Annotated in this window: 8 protein-coding genes; 3 read left to right on the top strand and 5 right to left on the bottom strand. The window is 42.9% G+C overall.

What is annotated here, in order from left to right; genetic code table 11:
* The coding region (locus FAZ15_RS14715) for a DUF7507 domain-containing protein (protein ID WP_162304961.1) at nt 1–3,689 on the bottom strand (3,689 nt) is incomplete at its 3' end.
* 462 nt (nt 3,690–4,151) lie between these two features.
* Between FAZ15_RS14715 and FAZ15_RS14710 the strand changes: the two genes are divergently transcribed.
* Nucleotides 4,152–5,564, top strand: a complete 1,413-nt coding sequence (locus FAZ15_RS14710) for a tetratricopeptide repeat protein (RefSeq protein ID WP_162304960.1) — start codon at nt 4,152–4,154, stop codon at nt 5,562–5,564.
* Nucleotides 5,565–5,566: 2 nt separating this feature from the next.
* Here the strand turns inward: FAZ15_RS14710 and FAZ15_RS14705 are convergent, their stop codons facing one another.
* The 4 genes from FAZ15_RS14705 to FAZ15_RS14690 form a co-directional block, all read right to left on the bottom strand.
* Nucleotides 5,567–7,126 (bottom strand): helix-turn-helix domain-containing protein, encoded by a 1,560-nt coding sequence (locus FAZ15_RS14705; protein ID WP_136902068.1) that lies wholly within the window; start codon nt 7,124–7,126, stop codon nt 5,567–5,569.
* Nucleotides 7,119–8,213, bottom strand: coding sequence for a helix-turn-helix transcriptional regulator (locus FAZ15_RS14700; RefSeq protein WP_136902067.1), 1,095 nt, complete (start codon nt 8,211–8,213; stop codon nt 7,119–7,121). The genes FAZ15_RS14705 and FAZ15_RS14700 overlap by 8 nt, the downstream gene beginning before the upstream one ends.
* Nucleotides 8,207–9,163, bottom strand: coding sequence for a helix-turn-helix domain-containing protein (locus tag FAZ15_RS14695; RefSeq protein ID WP_136902066.1), 957 nt, complete (start codon nt 9,161–9,163; stop codon nt 8,207–8,209). Before FAZ15_RS14695 ends, FAZ15_RS14700 begins: the two co-directional genes overlap by 7 nt.
* Before the next feature lie 386 nt (nt 9,164–9,549).
* Complete coding sequence (locus tag FAZ15_RS14690) at nt 9,550–9,789, bottom strand: hypothetical protein (RefSeq protein ID WP_136902065.1); 240 nt, start codon at nt 9,787–9,789, stop codon at nt 9,550–9,552.
* A gap of 244 nt (nt 9,790–10,033) precedes the next feature.
* On the opposite strand from FAZ15_RS14690, the gene FAZ15_RS14685 reads away from it, so the two are divergent.
* Both FAZ15_RS14685 and pckA read left to right on the top strand, forming a co-directional pair.
* The gene (locus tag FAZ15_RS14685) at nt 10,034–10,417 is read left to right on the top strand and encodes a hypothetical protein (protein ID WP_136902064.1); all 384 of its coding nucleotides are present in this window, start codon (nt 10,034–10,036) and stop codon (nt 10,415–10,417) included.
* 146 nt (nt 10,418–10,563) lie between these two features.
* Nucleotides 10,564–12,165, top strand: coding sequence for a phosphoenolpyruvate carboxykinase (ATP) (gene pckA / locus FAZ15_RS14680; RefSeq protein WP_136902063.1), 1,602 nt, complete (start codon nt 10,564–10,566; stop codon nt 12,163–12,165).
* Nucleotides 12,166–12,167: the final 2 nt, after the last annotated feature.

Genomic DNA, 12,167 nt, shown 5'->3' with positions numbered 1-12,167 from the left:
GGATCGCCATCCGGACCGTCACCGGTTACCGTAGCCTGGTTGCTCACACTGCCCGCATCTAGGTCTGCCTGTGTAACCACATGCGTTACCGATATCGTGGCCGTTGCAGCAGGTGCTAGCGTACCGATGTTCTCCTCGCCTGCAGGGATAACAGCGTTATCGTCCGTAAGGATAAGATTATCGATCGTCACGTTGCCGTTGTTTGTTACCACGATGTCGTAGGTGATCTGCTGGCCTACCGTATTGTAAGGACCTGCGCTTGTGATCTCTTTTGTTACCGTAAAGGATGGTGTCTGTACAACATCCGTATCCGTCGGATCGTTCGGCTCAGGTGTATTCGGATCATCCGAGTCAACAGGCGTCAATGGATCGCCGTCCGGACCGTCACCGCTCACCGTAGCCTGGTTCGATACCATGCCCGCATCAAGATCCGCCTGTGTAACCACATGCGTTACCGATATGGTTCTTGTACCAGCAGGTGCTAGCGTACCGATGTTCTCCTCACCTGCAGGGATAACAGCATTGTTATCTGTCAGCACAAGGTTGTCGATCGTAACATTGCCCGTATTGGTGACCACGATGTCGTAGGTGATCTGCTGGCCTACCGTATTGTAAGGACCTGCGCTCGTGATCTCTTTTGTTACCGTAAAGGATGGTGTCTGTACCAGCTCTGTAAACGTACATGTCGGACATTGCGGATCGAAGTTCGGATTATTAGGATCTAGTGGATTAGGGTCCTCCGATTCGTCTGATGCCGGATCGCCACCCGGAGTCTCTCCAGAAGCAGTCGCCAAATTCCAAATACCACCAGCATCAATGTTATCTTGTGTAATAGCGTATTTAGCTTCAAATGTCCATGTTTCACCGGGATCAAGACTATTATTATTGTTCGCATCACCAGAAATTAATACAGGAACGACTACCGGATTCGGCGCAATAAACAGAGGGTCATTCAATACAACGTTCTCAATCGCTACATTTCCAGTATTTGCCAAAGTAAATGTATAGTCAATCTGGTCTCCCACATTCACTACATCGTCGTCATTTGTATCTATGTAGTCTCCGGACTTTAACAGCTCCATGGAAGGAATACAAGGAACGACATTCAAACCGTATCCACGGCCAGACATGAGTGTAGCACCTACGACATTCTGTCTCACCTGTAACGTATTACCGGCAGGGCTCCAGTTAATCGTATTTAAAGAATTTCCATTAAAAAGTTCCAGGGGAAACAAGGGTCCTCCCGACGTTTTGCTTCCAAACATGGATACATTTCCAGTAGGACTTATTACTACCCTTATCAATGGATTAGTCGAACTTCCCGCCATCTGCCAGATGGCCCCTTCCGTATTAGTTTCATATAGATCTCCATCCGCAAAACGCACATTGATACCAGGAGCAGGAGTTCCATTGGATTGAAATTCGATTTCCGATGTCGCTAGCGGCTGTCCGTTTATAGACATATTAAAGGAGTTATCTAACTCATAAATATCAAGCACAAAACCGTAACTCGTTCCTGGTTGCGAAAATTCCGAGACTATAGGATTGCTTGGAGCTTGATTACTACCATAACTCCAACTAAAATTCTCACCATCTATTTGTTCCGTACAAATATTTCCAACGACAAAATCAATCCGATTCGTTAATATGTTATTGCAACCCCCTCCAAGTCCGTTGTCCGAACATTCGAAATGTGGATCCGTCGGAGGGATATAACCAGCCCCTGAAGGATCGCTTTGGTTTGTCGCATCAGGATCCGTAACGTCATTGGGCCGCAATATCGAGGCTTCTACATTTAATTCTCCAGAAAGCACCGTTTCGTTGATGGAACCCTTTATCGTATAAGTCACTTCACATCCATTAGGTATATTCAAAGAAGAACTATACGTATTTGTAATAGGGTCGTAAGTGATAGGAATGGCTTGCGTTGCTCCACATGCCGAGATAAAATTAGCCTCTAGAGGCGAAAAACCATCGGGTGCCTTAAATGTAAATGGCGCTCCCTCCACATCACTAGGGCCATCATTTTTCACTTTCACTGTATAGGTAAGTTCATCTCCTAAAGCAATGGACGTTTTATTCGGCGTAATACTCGATATCTCCAGGTCAGCGATCTTTACACTTACATCAGTAGCAATAGTTACCGCCTCTCCTTTTATGAACGTCCAGGTATCAATAGACTTCACATCACCAAATTGACCCGACGCACCCGAACCTCCAACGCCCCATATATGTCCATTAGTCTTACTACTTATCCCTATACTATTTGCCGGAGGTAAGTGGCTGTTATTTTTAGGATTAGGATTCGACCCATTCCCGGAATCCGGGACATCCTGGTCATTCCAATAGACAATATCAGAAACTACATTAGTTAAGTTTGTATGATCTAAAAGTTCTACTATTGTTCCAAACCGATTGTATTCCATATCGAAAAATGGAAAATGAACTTCGGCGCCTTGAAGTTGCACCGTTATTTCCGCGGGCACATTTCCTGCAGGAAGTGAGGCACCTACTCCATCTTTACCATCCCATAAAACACTGTTAGACCCGGCCGACGCCGATCCAGTAAGCGTACGAGTTACAAAAGCAGCAGGCACGGCCGTACTCTCAATAATAATGGTATAATTTCCTTGAGTTCCTGCATTAAACTGAACAAATCCGCCCTTATTACTTACCTGCCCAGGTGTATTATCTGCTCCTACCAATTGAACGCCGGAAACTTCAGGAGTTACCACAGCATTCTTTAACCAGGTCGAACCATCGGGCACTGCGCCAGTAGCCGATGCGGGCAAATCACCCGCTGGTAAGGTGTAGAACATTTTATGTGTAATATGCCGCTCGGTATCTGCAGCATTGGGGTCGTGAACACGCCCGCCAAGATTACTTGTCGTATTTAAACTTTTATAGATCGGTTCTTGCGTTGTATTATCGACAAAACCATTGTTGTTCACAAAAAAAGTGAAGTAAAGACCGTTATTACCATTATTGTCTACCCGGTACGTATAACCGTCTTTTGTCAACACATACACCAGTCCATAGAAACCGTTCGTATTTGCGCTGCCGGTTCCATTCGTAAGGTTTAAGACATTGGTATATACACGTCCTTTGATAAAACCACTATTTGTGCTATTAATAACCGACACATCCCATGCAAGAATACCGGCATTAACACTACTCTGTGTCCAGTTTGCTGTTGCAACATATGTGTTAGTGGGGTCGTTAGTTGCTCTGGCCACAAACTCTACCCGATACACCCCTTCGGTGGTCACATTATGGTAAATGGGCGTATATCTATTACCCCCTGTTTGTCCTAGCAACTGGGGTCCGGCCAATTCTGCGGTTCGATCGCTAATCTGACCAGCCGAAGTACTGTTAACAACTTCGACACCACTGGGTGCGTATAAACGAATACGTCCACTTCCCCCGCCTTGCGCGCTGGACGCCACCGTAATCGTTTCGCCAACCTTGGCATACACGTAATGCGTGCCATGGTTAGCGAAAGGCCAGTTTACAGTCGGAGCGGTATGAGCACGTAAATAAGCACGTAGCCCCGTAGCGCCAGTCGGATACAAATCCCTAGATCCATCCGCAAAAGCGTTGGCACCTATAAGTGTAAACAGTAAAACTCCCAGATATAACACCCAGTTTGCTTGCCTCATCCCTCGGGCCAACGTGTGAAAAAAATTCATAATACTATTCATATTTTCAAGAAAAAACATTAGTTTGGTGGTTGAAGATTCTTCTGTACAAAAACCTACCTTTTTTCCGGCGCAAATATGATAACAGCATCTTAGAATCCTTGTCTCATTTTTGAATACTGTTGTCCATTTAAAAAAATGAGACAAAAACAAAAATCACAAACAGCTATATATGAGATAGATAAAAACAAAAATAAACTACACCTCCCACCTCTACTCACTCTCGCGATTTTCGCAAAACCAATACTACACACTTCATAATAGTCGTTATTTTTGTAGCCTTAAGCCCGATGATGTCGTTGCGGATTATTGGCAAGCAGCCGAGTCGTGATGAAATTACCTAGCTTTCTCTGCACGATATTTTTCACCAACTCTGTTTTGTATATGGTCATGTTCTTATCGATTTTTTTAGTTCTAGTTACCCCTTCCGTTTGCCGTGGTTTACCATCAACAGTGGATACAAATCTTTCATACCTTGAGGCGACCAAATATCCAGCACATACGAGTTCCTATTTTGATCGAGAAATCTTCAAAAAGAACGTTTCCGACACAACGAATAATCGAATCACTAAAACCGATAAAATTAACGAACAGGTTCACAAAGCAATAGCACTTTACGGATCCGGACATAGGCAGTCCGCACTACAAATCATTAATGAGATAGAAAGTACAGTCCTTGCGCGAAAGGAATACCATCATTTAAGTAATCTTTTACGGATAAAATCGGTGATACTCTATCAGGCAGGTTTTAGAGATGAAGGACTGCAACTGATCGAACGCAGTCTCTACTACGCTAAAAAGATAGTGGATAGTGATTCACATCATATTCAACTCGGATATGCTTTCCTAGCAAAGACCGGTATGGTGACCGACGAAACCATCAAACTCCAGTTGAAGGCAGCTGCTTATCAGCATATGACTTCCGTATCAACACTTCATCCTAAGCAACAAAGTGCGATGACCTCAGCCATAACCTCATACGCCACCAGTTTAATGGACAAGAAGGAATTAGATTCAGCAGAATTTCACCTATTAAAAGCGCTACGGCTGTTTTCCCCCGATACACTTTATAAGGTGCCCGACACGTTCTATACCTTAGAAATATTAGGAATCCTTTGTTACGAAAGCAATAGGTTTGCAGAAGCCATCAGCTATTACGAAAAGGCCCTTCGTCACAATGAATCTGTGAAAAACGCTCACCATACGAGCCGTCTCTACCTGCGCATGCACGGGGCTTATAATAAAATGAATAAGGATATAGAAGCTGATTATTACCTACGCCAATATTCCATCATCAAACTTGGTCTAGACAGCGCAAAAGACGCCTTGATAAATGATGTAGCGACAAAAGCACAAGATCAGAATAGCACAAGTGAGCGAGAGAACAGCAGAGGTCTCGAAAGTATACTCATCGTTGCATTGCCCATTTCAATCTCACTCGCCATGCTCGTCTGGTACATCGGACGCCCATTTGCTAAACGAAAGCAGTCCAAAGAAAGCGAAACAGCAACCGAATCATTCACCAAGGTATCTCGTGTTTCCGAGGCACAGCTTTCACCCAATGCCATTCAATTGAGCGAACTCTATAATTTGGCAAAAGCAAATAATCCACTATTCCTTACGAAATTTTGCAGCTACTACCCTAGGTATATCGACCGGCTTAATCAACTAGCCTACCCTGAATTAGTTAGCTCCGAACTGGAAATATGTGCCTATCTCAAACTTAATCTCGATACGAAGGAAATATCGAGGTACACCTACCGAAGCATCCGCTCCATTGAAAACAGAAGATATAGGGTACGTAAGAAATTGAATCTTTCTCCAGATACCGATCTCAAAAACTTTTTATTAAACCTGGACTCGTAGTCTTACTTGTCACCCGTCAAATCCGAACTAGCTGCAATTTGCCGATCTCTCAATTGTTGCATATATTCAGAAGGCAATAAGCCAGTTTCGGAGCGGAAGGCAATAGAGAATTTGCCATGTGTAGCAAATCCGCACAAACTCGCGAGATAGCTTATTTTACAATTTAACAGGCTTGGGTCATCCGCCAGACACTTTATAATATAGGCGACCCTGTGCTTCTGAAGATAGGTATTGAAATCAATCCCACGATATTTTTTGAAGATATAAGACACATAACGCACATTAGAATGCATAACAGAAGAAAGCTTGGACAACGTGATATCCGATTGAAGATAAAACTGCCTATCTTCGAGTTCCTCCAGCACAGATTTAAGCCGTTTCTCAGTTTCTTCCGCTATATGCAATTCATCATCCGTCTCTGTATTCAGTATCCTACCCGCCGTCTGCGATACCTCTGTGGCAACTACCTTAGTAAAAACACCCTTCTCCACGCGCCTGTTGCGCAAGACTAGATAGCCGCCAATCACAATGGCTAGCAAGAGAAGAACGATCCCGACAAAAATAGCCTCTTTTTTTAAATTATCCTGCTCAAGTTCTTTGTGCTCCAATAGTTTATCCGCTACCCTTTGCCATACTGCCGTGCGATTTTGTAGCGTTTCTGCATGGAGGTCCTTATAATAAGTTGCCCGATTTAGATCGTTCATCTTACTATAGAGTTTTGAATACGACTCGTAAAGCAGGAGTTTCAATTCTTCCCGGTTAGAACTAGCGACGTATGGCATAGCTTCTGTCAGGTATTCTTCAGCGGCTTGTAGTCTATCTTGTTCTAGGGCCACTTCAGCTAGGCCGCGATAGATATAGGGTCTTAAATTACTTTCTTGATCGCCAAGAAGCTTTAAGGAGCGGAAAAATGCAGAATCGGCCGCCGCTAGTTTATCCAGTTGGAGGTAACAAATGCCAATTAGCTGATCATTGGTAGCGCGCACCAGTATACCTCGGGGCGAGCTGGACGTATCCTGTGATGCATATTCTCTTGCTTCATTTAAAAATACTAGCGCTCCTCGGAAATTTTTGTCATTGAGTGCGTGGAACGCGTGCTCCTGCAGAATGTTTATCTTCGTTAGTGTATACCCTTTCGCCTGCCGTTGTTTTTCATTGATTATATCTGCTTTTTTAAGGTATTTCTTAGATTCCGAATACAAGCCTACATTGCGGTATGTTGTCGCTAAAAATCCCGCCGCGCGCGATTCCCATTCTAGAAACCCATCCATTTCGGCGATTTTATGTGCACGCGTAGCAAAACGCAATGCAGCCGGAATATCCCCTGTACTGTGCTTAATGTTTGCAAGGAGCATAAGCGCTTTGATCTTTTGAAGATCCCCTTTCGCGTGTTGGTATAACGAGTCCGCTATCCGTTCCGCCTCGATTACATTAGAAGCGATCTTATCACTATACACCTCATTATACCGCTGATCAAATGTTTTCTCATCCGCGAAGGCCATAAAACAGATAAAAAAGGAAAGGAAAATGCTTAAGCTTAAGACAATGTTGTAGTTATGCATTTCGACGTTTTTTAAACAAATAGTTATCGCGATATTCCAAAGGCGTACATTCCTTTTCCTGATTGAAATTACGGTAAAAAGATGCCCGAGACTTAAATCCGCATTTTATGGCGAGTTCTTCCATGCTGTATTGCAGTATCTCCTTTTCCAACAGCTCGCAGGCCCTATTTATACGTAACGAGTTGATCCCCTGTTTCACACTACAATTGTACTCTTCGACGAAGAAGGCCGTGACGATCGGCTTAGGTAGACGTAATTCGCGTATCATCCCCCCTATCGTAAATTCGGGATCCAAGTATCTTTCATGCTGCAGATAGGTTTCTATCCGTCCATAATATCGCTGAAATTTAGCCGTATCCACCGGATCGTCAGCCAGACTATGCTCCGAGAGCAGCCCAGATTCTTCTTTTTGAACAACACCTTGCGAGGCAGGCCCCTTATTTCCTAAAAGCTGGTGTAGTTGATAAAAATAGGCCAAGCATACGCCAACAAACATCGAAAAAAATATAACAAAACCAGAGGTAGACGAGCTCGCCCGGCGCCCTTGTACGATACCTGTAATAACCAACGGAAGCATAAAAGCAGCCAAAATTAAAAGAATAACGACAGCATAGCGATAAATCCACTTCGAGTTCGCTTGTGTCCTATTGTCGGATAACACAACGACAATTGGATAAACCAACCAAGAGAGTGCCATTAATCCGTAAAGTATCACATAGTAAGACCTATCGTATTCCATGCGGAACTGGCGAAATATTAAAAAACAGCTATATGCAAGCAGTCCAAATATAAAGGGTAAGGCATGCCAAATCACCGTCTTTAAGGAGAGCGCATTGTTTTTTGCAGCATAATAGGCATAGAAAAGTAACGGCCCATACAAGAGTCCGAACGGAGCTCCTCTATCCACATATTTCAACCCCACGAAAACATCGCGAAACAACGCTGCATGTACAATATGGACGCCAGCAAGTACCAAGAAAGCACGGATTACTTTATCTAATCGAGAAGGAGCCACTATCAGGCTCGATAAATGGATACCGAGCAACGCAATAATGAAGATAGCGGCATATAAAAACCAGATTACCATGCGGAACTTTCGATATTTTCCCGATATGTACCAGGAGACACGCCGACATACTGTTTGAAATACCTGTAAAATGTCGTCTTTGAATTAAACCCACTTTGGTTAGCAAGTACCTCCATTTTTAATACCTGACGTTCGTGCTCGAGGAGATCTTTCGCGTGTTCGACACGAAATCTGGCCAACCATTCATAGTAATTAGTCTGTAAATGCTGATTGATATAATCCGTTATGAGTGATTTTGGGAGTGCCGTCTTTTTAGACAAGTCATCAAGTGTCAGTCCTGTATCCAAAAACAATTTATCTTTATACATACAATCTGCCAGTTTTTCTGCACACGCTAGAATACGTGAGTCATCTCTTACAGTCCTTATCTTCTGGGGTCGTGTGTCTTCAATATCTGCTGTGTTGTAGTCTTTGGCAAAGATCAGGTAATTGGTGAGGAGCAGAATGGAAAAGACCATTACAAAAGCCACAACGTACAACGGATTTACGTCCAGTTCAAATCCCCACTTTTGACTAAGCAGTAGCAAACCGATAAAAAAACCAATGGCATTGCCCAAAAAGGCCAACTGCCGCAGAAGGACCAGTCTATTCGAGGTATTCGACACACTACGGCGCATCCGAACCAACGCGACGAGTGGATAACAAACCATTGACAAGATCATCAGCGGAAAATAAAATTCGTAATATAGCACACCCGGATTCCCTAACGCAAAGAGATACCAAAGCAGGAACAGAGTGAACATGGAAAAGTGAGCCATAACTGATATTCTGTTCCCTATTTTTCCCGAAGATGCAATGTTGTACATTATCATAAAAATCGGACCATATAAGAACGGAAAGGGTATAGAATAATTCTGGAAAATAAATAAAAGATGTATCACCTGTAAGAGCGCAAACGATAGTGCAAACCGTTCAAAAGCATTCTTTTTTAACTTGTTGGTAAATAGCATAGTTATTCAATTTTATATTCTATCACGTATATTTATATTGCAATAAGCAATCTGTTATATTGATAATAGCAAAAACTTTACACCTTACGGTACATACATCACTTGCGCATCATTAGATTGCTTAGCCTAGATGCTAGTTTCGGTCTGTTGTGGAGACGTTCTTACCTGTGTTTTAAATTTTAACCTGAAGGTTGTTTCAACGGTTGGTTTTCACCTGTTTCTCTGACAGCTAGGCGAATTTACAAGTTAAATTGTAAAAGCCCTATTGAATAAATCAAACTTTACATTTCTGTAGCTATTATTCTACAAATGTAGATTGTTAGTGATTCCAAAAGAAAAAAGCCACTATAAAGTGGCCTTAAATATCAAAGTACTACACGACACCACTACTCCGTGATATCATCCGCAGCTTTGTTGGGATCTTCCGTATCTGGTACAGCCTCTTCTGCCGGAGACTCAGACGAGTCATTTTCTTCCTCCTGCAAGTCCTCTTCCGCAGGTTTGTCATTAGGGTCCATAACCGCTTGTGGCCCTTCCATTAGTTGCAGATAGTCTTCGTACGCTAAAATTAACGCAATAACCAAACCTGGTTTGGAAGTCATTGCCGATGTCTTGTGTGTATTCATATTTAGTTAGCTTATATAGTAACAGCGTGTATAGTAACAACGTAAAACGCCTTCAATTGTTTTTCAATACCAATACGAAAATTAGCTCGTTTTATCGAAACACTTTTAAAACCGTATTTACCGCAAAACAATCGAATTATACGGTATTTCTTTCATAAATATTGCAAAGTGTTTTGAAATACAAAAAATAATATATACTTTAGAGATAAAGTTACTCCGGTAATTAAATTATGCTACCGTACCCATGAAAAAAATTATATTTGTCGATAGTACCCAAATAGGACTTTTTACATTTCAAGCCTATATCCTTGAGTTGTGTAATTTAAATGTAGGTTTTGGCATATATATCGAGACCTTCGATATTCCACTTGTATTGTTTGAGAAAGACGCCTCAGATGTCGTACGGCTCTCGATAGATGAAAGCTTGGTGCAATTCATTGCCAATAAAAGCATATCGAGCAGAATAGAGCGCCAACAGTATTTCAACCAACTTTTAGAATTTGTCAAATCAAGTGAGGAGCTCGCAGCGAAAATAGTATTTAAGGAAAAAGAAATGGAGTATCTTGCCGATAGTAAATACCTCGTTCAGATGAGAAATATTTATATAAATTCAGGGAATCAAGCCTGAGCTAAAAAATATTTAAAAATAAATTTAGCCACCAAACCAACTCTTTATCAAATCATTAACACCCGTGTACTGATTACAATAAGCTAAAATCCATTTTTATAATTGCTAAAATATTACATAGTTTTGCCTCAAATTATAAACAAACTATGTTACCATCACCGATCAGACAATTCTCCCATCTAGGTATTGTCCCATCCAAACAAATTTTCTATCAATTAGACACTGCCGCACTCGTTGAGCAGGCACTGCGCAACCAGGAGGCCACATTGACGGCAACAGGTGCATTGAACATGCAAACCGGAAAATTTACCGGCCGTTCTCCCAAAGACCGCTTCATCGTCATGGATCAGCACACCGCCCACACCGTTGACTGGGGAGCCATCAACCAATCTATGGACGTAGCCATTTTCAACAAAATCCATCAGCGTGTTGCGGCCTTCATTTCCGATAGCGATATCTATGCCCGAGACTGTCAGGCTATTGCCGATCCGCAATATGCACAGCATGTATTCGTCGTCAGCACCAAGGCTTGTCAGGATCTATTTGCGAAAAACATGTTTATTGAATCGGAAACGATCACTTCCCATCCTGTCGATTGGAATATCCTAGTCGCTTCCGACCTGCAGCTCGAAGACCATCTGGATCTAGGCTTAGCGCACGAGCATTGCATTGCGCTAGATCTCACCCGCAAGTTGATTTTGATCGTTGGTACAGGTTATACCGGAGAGATTAAGAAAAGTATATTTTCTGTTCTGAACTATATTTTGCCCCTTAAAGGAATCCTAAGTATGCACTGCTCCGCTAATGTAGGCCAAGATGGTGATACAGCACTTTTCTTCGGTCTTTCAGGCACAGGTAAAACGACACTCTCCAACGATCCGGAGCGCTATCTAATAGGTGATGACGAACATGGCTGGGCCAGAGATTCCATTTTTAACATAGAAGGTGGCTGCTACGCCAAGACGATTGGATTGAACCCACACGCCGAGCCCGTGATCCATGAAGCCATTCGGTTTGGCGCTTTACTCGAGAATGTAACCTATCATCCCCATACACGCACAGTCGACTATACGGATACCAGCCTTACCGAAAACACCCGTGTATCTTATCCCCTTGAGCATGTCCGCACCTATAGCAACAGTAATCGTGCAGCCATACCCAAAAATATCTTTTTCCTATCGGCAGATGCCTTTGGCGTATTGCCTCCGATTTCCAAGCTCACGGTCGAGCAAGCACTTTATTACTTTATCAATGGCTACACCTCAAAGGTTGCCGGCACTGAAATGGGCATAAGCTCCCCTTCTTCCACCTTTTCAGCCTGCTTTGGCGCCGCATTCATGCCCCTGCACCCCATGCATTATGCCGAACTTCTCCGCACGAAACTAGCGGAAAATCCCGACACAAATGTATGGCTAGTTAATACCGGCTGGATAGCCGGCCCTTATGGCGTAGGACGTCGGATCAAACTTTCCATTACCCGCGAGATTATCAAAGCTGCACTTAGGGGTACCTTGGGCGAAGAAGGTTATCAGCAGCATCCCATATTCGGGCTTTCGTTTCCAAACAATTGCCCCAATATTCCATCCAAACTGTTGGATCCCCAAGCATTATGGGAAAATACGGAAGCTTATGACGCCATGGCACGTAAGCTGAAAGATCTATTCGAGGAGAACTATACCAAGTATAATACAGCCGTAGCAGCTCTTCCCTTATTAAACTCACCTCAAGCGATAAAAACGACAGTATAATC

The organism is Sphingobacterium olei (assembly GCF_005048855.1).
In the GTDB taxonomy this organism is placed as follows: domain Bacteria; phylum Bacteroidota; class Bacteroidia; order Sphingobacteriales; family Sphingobacteriaceae; genus Sphingobacterium; species Sphingobacterium olei.
This window is presented reverse-complemented; position numbering and strand designations above follow the sequence as displayed.